This window comes from Bacteroides luti, from assembly GCF_900128905.1.
GTDB classification, from domain to species: Bacteria; Bacteroidota; Bacteroidia; order Bacteroidales; family Bacteroidaceae; genus Bacteroides; species Bacteroides luti.
Genome location: NZ_FQTV01000002.1, coordinates 388,277 through 403,194, shown reverse-complemented (window position 1 = coordinate 403,194; position 14,918 = coordinate 388,277). Strand labels below are relative to the sequence as shown.

The 14,918-nt window shown below is 38.5% G+C and carries 11 protein-coding genes and 1 tRNA gene; 3 read left to right on the top strand and 9 right to left on the bottom strand.

Features of this window, described 5'->3' with window-relative positions; translation table 11 throughout:
* On the top strand, nt 1-256 hold a 256-nt coding region (locus BUC21_RS16505), incomplete at its 5' end, for a hypothetical protein (protein ID WP_217653501.1).
* 322 nt (nt 257-578) lie between these two features.
* On the opposite strand, the gene BUC21_RS03385 is transcribed toward BUC21_RS16505, so the two are convergent.
* The 3 genes from BUC21_RS03385 to ettA all read right to left on the bottom strand — a co-directional run bounded on the left by BUC21_RS03385 (nt 579) and on the right by ettA (nt 7,146).
* Nucleotides 579-2,507 (bottom strand): choice-of-anchor J domain-containing protein, encoded by a 1,929-nt coding sequence (locus tag BUC21_RS03385; protein ID WP_073399159.1) that lies wholly within the window; start codon nt 2,505-2,507, stop codon nt 579-581.
* A gap of 22 nt (nt 2,508-2,529) precedes the next feature.
* Entirely contained in the window at nt 2,530-5,256 is a 2,727-nt protein-coding gene (locus tag BUC21_RS03380) for a TonB-dependent receptor (RefSeq protein ID WP_073399157.1), read from the bottom strand.
* Between the two features lie 201 nt (nt 5,257-5,457).
* Nucleotides 5,458-7,146 carry an energy-dependent translational throttle protein EttA gene (gene ettA, locus BUC21_RS03375; protein WP_073399155.1) on the bottom strand — a complete coding sequence of 563 codons (1,689 nt, stop codon included), beginning with the start codon at nt 7,144-7,146 and terminating at the stop codon, nt 5,458-5,460.
* Between the two features lie 115 nt (nt 7,147-7,261).
* Between ettA and BUC21_RS03370 the strand changes: the two genes are divergently transcribed.
* Both BUC21_RS03370 and BUC21_RS03365 read left to right on the top strand, forming a co-directional pair.
* Nucleotides 7,262-7,337 (top strand) — tRNA-Lys (locus BUC21_RS03370).
* 325 nt (nt 7,338-7,662) lie between these two features.
* Complete coding sequence (locus BUC21_RS03365; RefSeq protein WP_139261216.1) at nt 7,663-7,944, top strand: hypothetical protein; 282 nt, start codon at nt 7,663-7,665, stop codon at nt 7,942-7,944.
* On the opposite strand, the gene BUC21_RS03360 is transcribed toward BUC21_RS03365, so the two are convergent.
* The 6 genes from BUC21_RS03360 to BUC21_RS03335 all read right to left on the bottom strand — a co-directional run bounded on the left by BUC21_RS03360 (nt 7,937) and on the right by BUC21_RS03335 (nt 14,910).
* A complete protein-coding gene (locus BUC21_RS03360) occupies nt 7,937-8,164 on the bottom strand; it encodes a hypothetical protein (RefSeq protein WP_073399152.1) in 228 nt (75 codons plus the stop codon). The two genes, BUC21_RS03365 and BUC21_RS03360, sit on opposite strands and share 8 nt — an antisense overlap.
* Before the next feature lie 57 nt (nt 8,165-8,221).
* The gene (locus BUC21_RS03355; RefSeq protein ID WP_139261213.1) at nt 8,222-9,058 is read right to left on the bottom strand and encodes a hypothetical protein; all 837 of its coding nucleotides are present in this window, start codon (nt 9,056-9,058) and stop codon (nt 8,222-8,224) included.
* Between the two features lie 150 nt (nt 9,059-9,208).
* Nucleotides 9,209-9,610 (bottom strand): hypothetical protein, encoded by a 402-nt coding sequence (locus BUC21_RS03350; RefSeq protein ID WP_073399148.1) that lies wholly within the window; start codon nt 9,608-9,610, stop codon nt 9,209-9,211.
* Between the two features lie 10 nt (nt 9,611-9,620).
* A complete protein-coding gene (locus tag BUC21_RS03345; protein WP_073399146.1) occupies nt 9,621-9,908 on the bottom strand; it encodes a hypothetical protein in 288 nt (95 codons plus the stop codon).
* A 221-nt stretch (nt 9,909-10,129) separates the two neighbouring features.
* Nucleotides 10,130-10,744, bottom strand: a complete 615-nt coding sequence (locus BUC21_RS03340) for a hypothetical protein (protein WP_073399145.1) — start codon at nt 10,742-10,744, stop codon at nt 10,130-10,132.
* Between the two features lie 119 nt (nt 10,745-10,863).
* Nucleotides 10,864-14,910 (bottom strand): phage tail protein, encoded by a 4,047-nt coding sequence (locus BUC21_RS03335; protein ID WP_073399144.1) that lies wholly within the window; start codon nt 14,908-14,910, stop codon nt 10,864-10,866.
* Nucleotides 14,911-14,918 lie beyond the last annotated feature (8 nt).

Genomic DNA, 14,918 nt, shown 5'->3' with positions numbered 1-14,918 from the left:
TAAAACGAATGATGTATGGAAAGGCAAAGCTCATGCTACTGAAAAGAAAACTAGTTCTGGGAACTCTTCTTTTCAACTAAATTGCAAAAGAACCACCCAATCCAGGAAAGGTTATTCCAAACAATCTATATGTGTAAACTCCCGCCAGCTTTTTTTGAAAGTTGGCGGGAGTTTGTTCAATATCCGGTTACGTTTTAAAAAAGACAGGCGAGATGTTTTGACTTTGTATTTCTACACCATCTTATTGAAAAACTAAAACCATCACTTTTTGGGTCATCCCTCACCATTTCGAGCTATTTTTATTAAAAAAATGATCAAACTCAACTTATATTATTGCTCAAGACGTATTAAGTCTGAAATTTGCAGATTGCGCTCACAAAGGTGAGGGTTCATGCCTTTTGGTGATGGTTTGGTGATGATAGAAATCAATCCATCGCCTTGTAATAAACTGCTATTTAATTGGTTAGATAAAAAAGTAAGGGAGTGAGGGATGAAATTTATTTTTATTGAATGGTGCAGAAAAAAAATGCCATCCCTATTTTCTAAGGATGGCATTCTGATATGAATTGAGTAAATTCTTATAATGCTTTCAAAGAGTTTGCTACATATTCAAACTTACCAGTACCTGTTACTTTATATACTATAGTATAATTTGGTGCCGAAATAGAACTTCCAGTATAAACTCCAAAATTAATAGTATAAGTTACATTTACACCAGCAACTGTAGTAGCTGTTGGATAAGTTGCTTCCAACGCAGGGATAAATGCAGCAGGTAAGCGTTTAAACATTTCTGCTTTTAGTTGATCATCTGTCATACTAGAATATGCAGTTGCATTCTGAGCTTTCCATGCAGATGGACGGAAATCAAAGTTATTGTTATATGCCGAGCTACCATAATAATATTCATTATTACCATAACTTGTTGTATAACCTGTACCTTTAACTGTTACGCCTGCAGGTTGATCTATCTTAGTCCAAACATAATCTGTTATTTTTTGGTAGAATGCAGTTACATCAGCAAGACCTTTAGCTGGTTTTAAATTTAATACCACACTTGGATCATATACCCATTTTCCGTTAGTATAAACAAATTGATCTGTAAATTGCTCTACATTGTCATTCTTAACCCAGCTTCCAGCGGTGAAAACATATTCATCGGTACGTAATCCAGTAGCTGATCCTGTGTAATACTTATAAACCACTGCCATTGTGTTTCCTTCTTGAGCATATGGATATTTCAATTTCAGGAATTGAGGAATATAATTATCAGCTGGCATTGTTGAACTAAAGTTATCATATTTGCTACCCATTGTTGCAAAGTCAGCCTTTGTAAGGAAGTAACCATTGCCTGTATAAGTAACCCATTTAGTTCCATTGAAAGTATACAATGTACCATTAGTAGTATAAGAACCTCCAGCTAATGCTACAGAAACATTATCAACCTGAACAGTTGTAGTTGCTCCTGTTGAGTTATCACCATTATAACGGAAAGCTATGTTTACTTTCTTTCCTACATATTTAGAAAGAAGTAATTCTCCAACCTTACCAAGTGTTCCATAAGTACCTGTTGGAACAGGAATAGTAAAATTAGATGTTACATCATCCCATGTTGCAGCTGCGATATCACTAGCAGTAGTACCAGCAAGGTTTGAAGATATAAGAACTGTAAGTGTTCCACCTGCAGGCTTATAATTTCCCAAACAAGCATCAAAAGAGAAAACCTGACCAGCTGTAACTGAGAATGAAGGAGAAATCATATACATTTCAAGAGCACCAGCAGCATGGTTATATGCAGTTGCCTGAATATATTTGTTACTGCTAAAAGTCTTTTCACTCCAGCTATATGTTCCAACTGTTGTTACATTTGCCCAACCTGCTATTGAAGCAACATTACCAACAGTACCAGCTTCAAAATCTTCACTTAAAGCGCTTTGAATAGTAGGTTCACTAGCAGACTCATTATAATTTACAGCAACTACATCACCACTAACAGCAGCAGGATAAGCTGATGCCAAAATAACAGGAAGATTTGTTGATGCAGGCTTTGCAGGAGTAAAGAAGTTCACAGATGAATTTGCTCCCCAAATAGTTTTATAATTTGCTGCAGAAACTGAATAGTTTGGAGCAACACTTAATTTTGCTACATAATCAGGAAGATTAACACTTTTCTTATAAGTAACCTTTATTGCAGCACCTTCACTAGCTGAATACCATTTAGATGCAAGAAACGCAGGAACATAATCAGCTGCCGGAATAGCAGCAGATAAACATTGATTGGTTTTTATTGCAGCTAAAGCAGAAGATACATTATTAGTTGTGGCAAGGGTTTTATTAGCAGATAACGTAGAAATAGTAGCGTAATCGTCACCTGTCAGAGTATAATCCAATGCTAATTTATTAGTAGGCGTAACCAGATCATCCAGTCCATCAAAATATTTATCGTTATAATCACAACTTGACAATAACGACAATGCACCTACAAAACTTAATATTATATACTTTTTCATAATTAATTATCTCTATAAAGGATTAAAAGTTAAGTTTAAGTCTTATCGAGTATGTACGTCCAAATCCATAAAATACACGATATGCAGATTGCCAGTTGTGACCACCACCATCATAAGCATCAGCAATATATTCCTGGTTGAATAAGTTCTCAACATTACCATATAAAACAGCTTTTACACTTCCAATTGGGAATGAATAGCTAGCATTCAAGTCAACTAGATTAGCTGCAGGGATACGCCATGGGCTACCAAATGTTTTTTCACCATTCATTATAATATCATTTGATGCCAATGCAAAATCTGCATAATTACGTGCAAATAAGCTATAATCTGCTCCTACACGAAAATTATTGCTAAGTCTGAATTTAGCACCTAGAGCAGCTGTTGTCTGAGCAGATCCACCCACCTTAACACCTTTTTGATAAACAGTCATTTTTGCGTGATCAGCTGCCTGAATACCTGATGCAATCTTTGGAGTAATACCATCAGCTTCATATTCACCTGTCAATGGCTGACCAGCTGAGTTATAGAAATAACCTGTAGCATTGCTGTTCCATCTCCAGTTTCCTATTGAAAACATACCAGTAATATCTAACCAATAGTATGGATGAGCTGCAAGATCCACTTCAATACCTTGGTGAAGAGCATCTACTCCAGACATATTGATTTGAGCACGGTCGCCGTCCTTCAAAGTAAGAGTTCTGGTTGTAGTTTTATCCATCCATGCAGTACTATATGCGTTAACATTTGCAGTGAAATATTTAGATCGATAACCGTATCCTAATTCAACAGAAAATATTTTTTCATTAATAGCATCAGGATTAGTAGCATTACTTACAGTTGATGAAAGGAATGCACCACCAGAGAAGAAAGGTGCACGAGATATATAACCAACATTAGCAAAGACATTATGATTTTCAGTTAGGTTATAGTTAGCACCACCTTTAACTGTAAAACCAATAAAGTTTAATGTTTCTGATTTTGCATGTTTATCATCATAATAGAAATGGTCTTTTCTCCAATAACCAGTGTTTGAAACTGACCCTGCAATAAATGAGCTTAATTTATCTTTATTGTACTCAATTTGTCCAAATACCCCTTCTTGCATTACATAACCATTATAGTCACGATAAACCACATCGCCAACTTTTAATTTTTTGTTTGTAAAATCTGTACCTAATGCAGCAGCACTATTATTTTCAGCTTTTACATCCTTACGATAGCGGTCAATATAAAAATCACCACCATAAAGATCAATAAGTTCGTTAGTATGCTGTCCTACATAATATCTTAAGTCAAGGCCTACATAATAATTAATCTCTTTAGTTAAAGAAGATGTAAATGTAGAAAGTAATCCGTACCAGTTATGATTATTGATTGATTTAGACATTGCCATTTGAGAGCCATTTTGACTAGCTTCATTTATAGCATAAATCTGATCATAAGCAAAAGTTCCATCAGAATTACGATAAGTTGTATTTAAAACGCCGTCAGATGATCCATACCATGTATTAGACAAAGCACTTGTATAACCTTGACCGCTATAACCGCTACCTCTACCAATAGAAGTATAAAGAGTAGTACTTAAGCTAGTCTTTTCATTAACCTGCCATAAATGATTTAAAGAAATCTGAGGTTTGTGATATTCATTATGAGCAGAAGTTTTGCGTTCACCATTTAATCCGTAACCAAATGTAGGATTATATTTATAAGGACTATCGCCTTTCATATAATTTTTAACCTGCTGCCATCCTTCAATTGTCAAACCATCATAATTACTTCTTTGGTTATGCCATTGAGGTGCACCAAAAGCAGTTAAAGAAATCTGATGATTATCATTTATTCTTTTAGCTATATTAACGAAATAGTTGTAGGCTTCAAATTCTGTACCTTGTATATAACCATCTCCCCAGCTTTTGCCCCCAAGAAGAGTCATAGCCCATCCATCTTTGGTTAGTCCAGAAGAAACATTGAATAAAAGTTTGTTAAAACCATCGTTACCCATTGCGTAAGAAACAGATCCACCTTTCTTTGCATCAATAGTACGAGTTACAATGTTAATAGATCCACCCACTGAAGGAGCAGAAACTTTAGAAGCACCAAGACCTCTTTGTGTCTGCATAGATCTTGTAACATCAGAAAGACCAGCCCAGTTACTCCAGTAAAGACCACCCCATTCCATATCGTTCATTGGAATACCATTTACCATAACAGCAACGTTGGCAGACTGGAAACCACGCATATTGATTTTTGAATCACCATATCCACCACCATTTTTAGTAGCATAAACGCCAGGAGTAGATTTCAATATTTCAGGAAATTCCTGTGTTCCTAACTTTTCTTCGATAAATACCGGGTCAATAGTTGATACCGCTACTGGAGTTTTACGCTGAATAGCGATGGAAGAAGTAATTGTAACATCGGATAAAGCTACAGCATCCGGTTCCATTTTAATTGTACCTACATCGACTGTACCTTTTTTTGTAACTTTCATTTTTTGGTCTTTGTAACCAATGTACTTAAAGATTAAAGTACCAGTTCCTGATTTTACCGACAAAGTAAAAGAACCATCCAGATCTGTAACAGCACCTTGGGAAGTACCTTCAACCGTTACAGATGCACCAATTAATCCTTCATTAGTCTCCGCATCCACCAACTTACCCTTAACAACAGTTTGAGCGACTGCAGCTACAGTGCAAAAAGTTGTAAGCAAAGTTACCAATAGAAAATGAACAAAATGTTTTCTCATAATTCTGCTTGTTAATTATATGATTAAAATGAAAATATTTAACGCTATAAATTTCAAGCAACAAATATAATTAATAAAAATTACATTAATATTACATTCTGTACCATTTTTTTATATTTAGAAAGCAATATTAAATTTATAAGCAAAAGAAAAGCTTCGAAACTAATTTCGAAGCTTTTCGTCCTGTTTTATAAAATAATATTAATCTGCCATTAATTTACGATATCTTACACGCTTTGGTTCTTCATTTCCCAGGCGCTTCATCTTATTTTCTTCGTATTCCGAATATGAACCTTCAAAGAAAAAGACTTCTGAATTTCCTTCAAAAGCAAGAATGTGTGTACAAATTCGATCAAGAAACCAACGGTCGTGTGAAATAACAACAGCACAACCTGCAAAATCATCCAAACCTTCTTCGAGTGCACGGAGTGTATTTACGTCGATATCATTAGTTGGTTCATCAAGTAACAATACATTTCCTTCTTCTTTCAAAGCCATTGCCAAATGAAGTCGGTTACGTTCACCACCGGAAAGCATTCCACATAATTTTTCCTGGTCACCACCTGAAAAGTTAAAACGTGAAAGATATGCTCGTGAATTAATATCTCTTCCGCCAATGCGCATTAATTCATTTCCTCCGGAAATCACCTGATAAACACTCTTCTCAGGATCAATGTCTTTATGCTGTTGGTCAACATAAGCTAACTTAACAGTTTCACCTACTTCAAATGTACCTTTATCAACATGCTCCAATCCCATAATCAAACGGAAAAGAGTTGTTTTACCGGCACCGTTAGGACCAATCACTCCTACTATGCCATTAGGTGGAAGATTAAACTCAAGGTTATCAAACAACAACTTATCTCCATAAGCTTTTGTAACACCTTTCACTTCTATAACTTTATTACCTAAACGTGGTCCATTAGGAATAAAGATCTCTAGTCTTTCTTCTTTTTCCTTTTGATCTTCATTCAATAATTTATCGTATGAATTCAAACGAGCTTTACCTTTAGCCTGACGAGCCTTTGGTGCCATGCGCACCCAATCCAATTCTCGTTCCAAAGTTTTTCTACGTTTGCTAGCTGTTTTTTCTTCCATCTCCATACGTTTGGTTTTCTGTTCCAACCAGGAAGAGTAGTTACCTTTCCATGGAATACCTTCGCCACGGTCTAGTTCCAGAATCCATCCGGCAACATGATCAAGGAAGTAACGGTCGTGAGTAACCGCAATAACAGTACCTGCATATTGTTGAAGATGCTGTTCCAACCAGTCAATAGATTCGGCATCCAGGTGGTTAGTAGGTTCATCAAGCAACAAGATATCTGGTTGTTGAAGCAATAATCGGCATAAAGCAACTCGTCTGCGTTCACCTCCTGAAAGATTCTTAACCGGCTGATCTTCCGGTGGACAACGAAGGGCGTCCATCGCTCTCTCTAGTTTACTGTCCAAATTCCACGCATCGGTTGCATCAATTATATCCTGAAGTTCTGCCTGGCGAGCAAAAAGAGCATCCATTTTATCCTGATCCTCATAATATTCAGGCTCTCCGAATTTCAGATTGATAGCTTCGTATTCAGCTAAAGTGTCGACAATGCTTTGCACACCTTCCATCACGACTTCCTTCACAGTTTTAGTATCATCCAAATGAGGTTCCTGTGCCAGGTATCCTACAGAATATCCCGGAGAAAAGACCACCTCTCCCTGATAAGACTTTTCAAGTCCGGCAATAATCTTAAGTAAAGTAGATTTTCCAGATCCGTTAAGACCAATAATACCAATCTTTGCTCCATAAAAGAAAGAAAGATAGATGTTTTTCAATACTTGTTTGTTTGGTTGGAAAGCTTTGCTAACTCCTACCATTGAGAAAATTATCTTTTTATCGTCAGCCATATATATAATGTATAGAGTTGAATTTCGAAGACAAAGATAAGAAAAAGCTTGGAATTGTTTGGTATTTTAGAAAATAGTTGTACCTTTGCACTCGCAATTGAGAAACAAACGATCTGATTCGCTAGCTCAGCTGGTAGAGCACAACACTTTTAATGTTGGGGTCTTGGGTTCGAGCCCCAAGCGGATCACCAAGCAAAACAAAACCCATCTGTAAATCAAACAATTACAGATGGGCTTTTTATTTTACGCACACTTTTACGCACTATTCAAGAAAGGATCATAAAACCATACTTTTAAATTGTTTTTCTGTAACAAGTATTTTAAAGTCTCTATTTATTTGATATTTAGCATTTAATTTGTTTATTTGCCGATATCTAATATAAATTTAATATGAAGAAATACGTTTTACCGCTCCTCATAGGCCTTGCCCTTTGTGGATGCACAAGCAAAAAAACATCAGATCCAAAAGCCGACGCTATCGCTAGGCAGCAAACAAATGCGGTTGTCGACAGTATTATGGCCAACTCGACAAGCTCTACAACTTCCGGAACATCTGCTTTATTGGATGCAATAAAAGAAAATCAATCTGTAGGAAACGCAATTATTACAGATGTTGGTATGCTTGCTGTTTCTGTAGTTGATAACGGTATGGATAAAACACCGATGGCAAAAATGTACCTCCGAATGGCAAAAGAGTACGGAGTCGATATTAAAGGAGTTAAACTCCTCGATGCTTCGGACGCAACCTTTGAACAAGGAGCTGCATACGGTAAAGAATTAGCAAAAGAATTTAATTAAATAAGATTTTCTTTTGAGGACTATAAATAAGGCTCCCCTTTTGTCCTTTAAATAAACGGAAATGAGATTTCGCACCGACGAGAATTTCGTCCGGTATTCCGTCTCCGTCCGGGAAAGCTTTACAATAGGCTCCCGGTTTATCGTAAATACGATGTTCGCAATTGCTACAAATAGGCTCTTTATAGATCATATCATAAGAATTATTGCTTTTTGCAAACATACTAAATTATTGAAAATAAAAGTAATAAAGGAGGCTAAATCAGCCTCCCTTTTATTATTATAATGGAATTGTTGTTTCGGAATCCCACGAATCATCGATCGTAATTGTAAAATCTTTATTTCCCACCGACTCGAATAAAGTACCCGTGACTATATATCTTTTGTTGGCCTCAACTGTAAGATTTGATACCGATTTATCAGCAAGAAGCGTTCCGGATGCATCATAAGCCCTAATATGTATCGACGATATAGTTTGAGGAACAAAATAAAGGCTTTTACTATTTAAATACCCATTACTTACCGTAAATCGTTCGTCGATCTTATTCCCAGGGGTTTCCGAAATATATCCTCCTCCCATACTCATACCAATTACATTGCTCGACATATAAACTGTAACATAAGAAACATCTGTAGGAATCGGATCTGTTATATCAATTTTCACGCAACCAACGGGCCTTTTTAAAGTATTTGAAAATGTTGTTTGAGTTGCAGATACCGAAAGATCATCAAGTAAGCCTATGTAAAATTCTTGATTATTCATAAATACAGATCCGTTATCCAACATCGAAAAAGATCCATTATTAAGACTACTTATGCCAACCAAATAAACTTTATAAAGGCCGGCGGGAATATTGATTAACAGAGTTCCGAAATTTGCATCAGTCGATAACTGCGATCCACGAGCTGCCAAAGCGAGAGGATCCTTTCTTATAATTAAATACTCAATTTTAGATAGTTTATCGGAAAGAGGGTTTTCGGTTAAGGCTCTCGTCGTAATTTGCTGCTCTTTAACTTCAAGCGGGAGAGACACATTAAATCTGACACTAACAAGATCCGGAGTAAGTCCGGGATCTTCTTTATCGTTGCAAGAAAACATTAAGAATGCAACGAACACACCTAATAATACATTTTTCATTTTTATGTTATTTATAATACGAGTACAAAAATAAAGAAATAAATACGGAGACCCTCCCGGGCCCCCGTATTCACAACCTTATTTAAGGTTTATCATGACTTTATGTTGTTACGATTCGGTTTCGTTGGGCTATTGGGCCATTTCTTCTGTTACTTGTGCAATTACTCTTTTTGAAATTTCAGAAAATCGCTCTGCAAGTTTTTCTCTTAAGACTTCATTCGGAATATTTGATTTATTATGTCTCTCTGCTAATTCTTTATTAGCTATAGTCAGCTCTTTAATACGCTCTTCCATTTTCTGTATATTCACATCATTAAGCGACTGCATTTCGTTTTTGTCGATCACTTCATAAGTTCGGCTAAAAACTTTGGAAAGTTGTTCCATAACATAATATTTAAGAGAGAGAGACTTTCCGGAGTCTTGACCTTCTTGTATATAATACTCGAAAGATTCTTTAAGATATTTAATTAACTCCTTTTGTGGAATCATGGATAAAACCTCTGCAAGATCATAAGAAATTGTATTATTCATAATGAAAATTTTATTGCCTTTCGGCGGTTGATTTATATGTTAATCTATTGTTAGCTTTAGAAAGAGTTTCAAGTTCCATTCGGTTGAGGCGACACTTAGAGGTACTATTTCCGTCTTTTCTGACTTTGATAAGGCCCTCGGATATCCACCTTTTTACGACGCCCTCTCCATATTTTCGATAAGCCTCTCTCTTTGACAGTGTGGCGGGTAAATGCCCGAGTTCTACAAGTATTTTGACCGAGGCAATCTCGGCGGCGTCTGACAATAAGTTTTTTAATTCAAATAATTCAAATTGCATAATAATTGATTTTTTACTGTTTGTACAACAAAGTAAAGTGAATTTTTCTACATAAAAAACAGGTTAAACCAATTGGTTTACAGCCATTTTGCGTCCAATAGACACAAATATTTAATCAAATAATAAGAAAATAGAGAGGCTCCCCTTGCTTGCGTTAAATTTAGTTAATGATAAATATTTAAACTAATTGATTGCAAGAAAGGGAACCTAATTAAACAATACTATTTGTAATCCATCGACGGCATACAGACTCTATTGTTTCCCTCATCACAAATAATAAACGATTTAATGTAATTGGAAATCGTTGTCCTTAAACCGGTCGTTTTTTCAAGATGTTCAAGTAGCGCATTTATACCCTCGATGGCAGCTTTATGTTTTTCAAAAAGCTCTCTTTCCTCCTCGGTGGTTATATAACGACTGTGTTTTTCGATAATATTCTCTCTATTTTCTAATGAAAAGATAGGTTTATTATCTTCAAAAGAAATATAGCCAATAAGAGGGAACACATAACGATCAAGGTCGAAATATCTCTCTACGGCTTTTTTAAGAGGATTCAGATCCTCGAGGGCCTTTGTTGTAAGTTCGTCGAGAACGGCGCCTTTTATCCCGGCTTTTTTAAGAGCCTTTTCTTGTTGTCCTATATACTTTTCGATCGTATTGTATAGTGGCTCTGTCCTATTTGTTACATCTTTAAAAACTTTGTCGCTAAAGCTCCCTATTTCAAGAGTTAAATAAGCATCAATTATTAATTGAATAGCAGGTATTAACTCTTTTTCTATTCTTTCGAGATCTTCATTAATTTTATATTCATCTCTTGAAATCAAAATCTTTTCCATACTTTTTTTATTTTTTGTGTGTAATAATGAGTGTAAACTTTAAAACGATATATTTTATCATCTGTATATCAGTAATATATAATAATTACATTAGATCTGTTCAGGATCACAAACGCCATTTACCAATCGCGAGGGTTCTTAAATTGTACCCAAAATCCGGTATCTGAATATCCGGATCGTTTTAATCCCCATTTAAAGATATAAGCCGTTGCGTCCCCGATACTTTGTAGGGAGTTTGGATTAGATGTCGTATATAACGTCCCTCTATCGGCGTGAATGGGTTGATAATAGGATCCCGGTTTAATTAAGACATTCGATCCGTTAATATTCTTAATCCACATAATATAACCGTCGTCCTTTTGATCCAACGCCGGCAAAGTAATAGTTATCTCTGCTGTATTGAGGCAAAAGACTGCATTAACGCCCCTCGGTATAGATTGAGTACTCGATACGTTTAAAGGCCTAACAGCGAGCCCCGAGACGTGGCCCCCATACATAGCGCAAGCGATATTCGAATCGGCGTTTCTTACATCAACCGCAAAGCCTATATTTGTACCGTATGTGTTATTTTCCGTATTCTCAAAATAAGCTGCCCCACGAATACCGGAACTCGATGGAAAAACAGCTGTACCGATACGGGCCTCGCAATAATTCCCATCACCGAAAGATTTGCGGGCGATAAGATAAGCCTCTCCGGAATCATTAAAAAGCCCTCCGTCAACATCTCCGCCAACTTGCCAGGCGCCGATCTTTGCTCCGGATCGTATTTCTACTTTTTCCATTACGCAAGCTCCGTCCTTATCTACTCTAAAAGGAGCGGACGCCCTATTTGCGTAAGTAGATCCCGCCCAAAAACGGATACCGTTATCTGTTCCGTCGGTTCCTTGACCGCAAATTCCGGCAAGTCCGTTAAGATTTGCATCTTGTAACTCGATACGATACCTAGCGAAAGCCTCCCCGCTCTGTAAAACCCTAAAAGGAGCGGACGCTCTCGAGTCAAAAGTCGCTCCGGCCCAAATACGGACGGACGTTTCGGCCGTTCCTTGGCCTGTAATACCGGCAAGTACCGATCCCGAGTCTCCGGCAAGCTGAACCGTCCCGGAGGTTACTATCCCTCCGTCGATCGTAGTCTTTGTATTATCGTAATTGGTAGCGAGGCCCCAATCAGAAGCAACATAAGAGCCGCTTTCCCGGGTTGTGATACAACGTTTAAGGAAAGATCCATCCGTCCAAAGATCCCCGGCGTAATAAGGCGTCGTCGGCTGTACCAAGAAAACAGTACGTTTGCCGTCTGCTGTATCTTGCGCCTTAGAGGCTGCCTCGGCGGCTGCAATTGCGGCAGCGTCCTCGATCAGCTCCCAAGTATAGGCGCTATTTGCAAAGGTGTAACGCTTAAGCTGTTTTCCCGTTGTGTTATACCAAAAGTCCCCGACGTGTTTTGCCTTTGTGGTATCATCCGCCCAAGCGGTCGCCGGATCTGAAGCTGTAAAGTAATTCTCGATCTTTCCGTCGATTTGAGTCGTAAGATCTGAAACGGTTGTCGAAAATAATCCATTTACAAAAGTCGTTAAGGCTGAATCGTCGGTGTACTTACTTGCCTTTTCCCAATCGGAGGCAACATAAGAGCCGGAAGTCCGGGCCGTGGTACACTTCATAATATCGCCGGTTGATCCTTGTACCCAAAGATCGGCGACCTCGTAAGGTGTTGTCGGTTGAACTGTAAAAACCCGGCGTTTTGTTTTGGCAAGGGCCAAAGCGTCATTTGCAAGGGCCAAAGCTTGGGCGACTTCCGAGTCTTGTAGTTCCTGCCAACTGTAAACCGTTCCGTTTTTTATCCAACGAAAAACCTTTCCGGTTGTCGTATTGTAAAACAAGTCTCCCAGGTGAGCTTCTTGTAATGCTGTCGTCGTCCAATCGCTCGCCGGTACGTTTGTAGTCGTCGGATCATAAGTATAAAAGAACTGCTCTATTTGTCCGTCGAGTTGCGCTTGGATACCCTCGAGGATCCCGGGCAAAGTATTAGTAACGTAATTGTTTGCGTCGCTTGCTTTTTGGTCGACCTCCTCGAGTGTCGTATTATTGGATCCAAACGTTATTTTACCGTGGATCTCTCCCGTATCGAGGTCAAACCAAGTGTTCCCGTCGGCGGAAATAATTCGGCCGGTTTTAATGAATCGTCCGTTTACCGAGCTCGCTCCATAGGTTAAGGAGATCCAACGAGTATTATTTGTATCGACCGAGTGTAAAACTCCGATCATAAAATAATAATAAGATCCCTCCTCGACGCTGTGTTGAGTCTGATCGAAAAGGATAATCGCTCCGGAGTCTGCCTTATTAGCCCTGCAATAGATATAATAAGCCCCGGTATTAGCCAACGTTTGAGAGGCGGCGCTTAAGTTCCAAGTATTTATACCGGAGGATATCCCATAATGAACGAGAACACCGCTCGATACATTGATCGAGTTTGGATTTCCGTTATAATTGGGCTCGATAACGAGGTTCTTTAATACGAATTGTTGAGCTTTGGCCCCAACGGATAACATTTGCGTTTCGATCGAGTTCGGCCGGATATTTCCGTCTTTGAAATACCCGTCTTGATCGAAAATCATTGTGAGAAGTTCTTGCGTTGTCCTCCATGATCTTTTTAGCCGGGATACGTCCGTAAGATTATTGATCCGAATAATCTTATTTGTCTGTTGTTGATCTGCAAGGATTCTATTTATCAATTGCATTTCGACCGTATCGGAAACGTCAAGTGTATAGGAATAAGACGTTTTGGCGATTAAAGATCTTGTTAAAGATGTGATCCGGATCGAGTCGGCTCCGGTTCTTGATACATTAACATCGTCGTCAATGATTCCGAGAGCGTCGCCAAGGCTAAATATATTAACCGTTGCTCCGGATCCGGCCAACTTAGAAAGAAAATCCTCCGAGATGGTCGCTCCGTACTTAACCTTTGGGGCGCAATTTTGGGAGAGATATTCTTGCGCTTTGGTTGCGAGTTCGGCCTCGGCTGTGTCGATCTGTGATTGTGTCGGATAAACATCGGTAATTACATAAGTATCCCCGACTCCGATTTGAAACGTTGCAGCGCTCGAGCTCGGGAAAACATTATTCCGATCGTCGGTATATGAAAGGATCTTAAACGTCTTAGATGCAAAATCGAATGAGGATAACTCAAATGTATATCCGGATAGTCCTCCGGAGTTAAACGTAACTTTCGCCGACGTCCCGGATATCAAATAACTATTAAGGTTGTAATCGATGGAGCTATCAATAAAAGAAAGAATGTTCCCCATTACGATCGCCGAAACGGTTCCGGTTCTATGTGGATAAACCTCGTCGAAAGTCTTGGATCCCTCGATTATGCCAAAGGCTGTAACGGCTTTCGCATTCTCGATATAAGATTGAGCGTTTGCCGCAAGCCTTAACCGTGTTGAATAGTTGCGATAATTACTCGGGAGGTTCTTATCTGATCCATACGCATACAAGCGGGTTATTATATTACTCGAGGAGACATTTTCACGATCGAGAGTATAAAGACCATTCCCCCGGCCGTATTTAAGCGTATAGGGGATTATTTGCCCTAATTTCTTAAAGTTTAAGGCATAAGCGTTCCCACTCTTAGCAATGTTAAACTCGATCCCGTATTCATTGCAGATCTGCTGAACAACTGCAAGGCAATTGTTATCTGTAAATGAAAAATCCCGGACGTCGGTCGTTTGGGCCGGTAATGTTCCAATTATCCACGATCCGGTTCCATAGACGCGGACGAGGTTGTTTATCACGATACCGGCGATCTCCTCGAGATTGGCTCTTAGAGTGAACGTTCCGGAGGTTGATTTCCCGCTTTTATCCTCGTCGAGAAAAACGACCTTTGACAAAAGATATTGCACCCCCTCGAAAGTCAAGTCGTAAGTAAAGCTTTTCCGGCCTGCTTTCTTTGCTTTTGGCATTAGGTTTAACCAATACTTTTCGCCGAATACTTCCAACCAATCGCCTACAACAAAAGGGATCGGTTTAGAGGTTTCGATCGAAAGATCGACAACGTCCTCCCCGAGTAATTTTTTCCGTTGCTCTCCCTTGGAGACCTTGACGGGAGAGGAGGATCCATAAAGTCGGATCCTCGTCTCGTTATTTGCTGTCTTAACTATAATATGTTCCATTATTAAAA

Bases quoted from the DNA above. Each gene is read 5' to 3' on its own strand.
- BUC21_RS03385 (WP_073399159.1), bottom strand. From the start codon at position 2,507: ATGAAAAAGTATATAATATTAAGTTTTGTAGGTGCATTGTCGTTATTG.
- BUC21_RS03380 (WP_073399157.1), bottom strand. From the start codon at position 5,256: ATGAGAAAACATTTTGTTCATTTTCTATTGGTAACTTTGCTTACAACT.
- ettA (WP_073399155.1), bottom strand. From the start codon at position 7,146: ATGGCTGACGATAAAAAGATAATTTTCTCAATGGTAGGAGTTAGCAAA.
- BUC21_RS03365 (WP_139261216.1), top strand. From the start codon at position 7,663: ATGGCCAACTCGACAAGCTCTACAACTTCCGGAACATCTGCTTTATTG.
- BUC21_RS03360 (WP_073399152.1), bottom strand. From the start codon at position 8,164: ATGTTTGCAAAAAGCAATAATTCTTATGATATGATCTATAAAGAGCCT.
- BUC21_RS03350 (WP_073399148.1), bottom strand. From the start codon at position 9,610: ATGAATAATACAATTTCTTATGATCTTGCAGAGGTTTTATCCATGATT.
- BUC21_RS03345 (WP_073399146.1), bottom strand. From the start codon at position 9,908: ATGCAATTTGAATTATTTGAATTAAAAAACTTATTGTCAGACGCCGCC.
- BUC21_RS03340 (WP_073399145.1), bottom strand. From the start codon at position 10,744: ATGGAAAAGATTTTGATTTCAAGAGATGAATATAAAATTAATGAAGAT.
- BUC21_RS03335 (WP_073399144.1), bottom strand. From the start codon at position 14,910: ATGGAACATATTATAGTTAAGACAGCAAATAACGAGACGAGGATCCGA.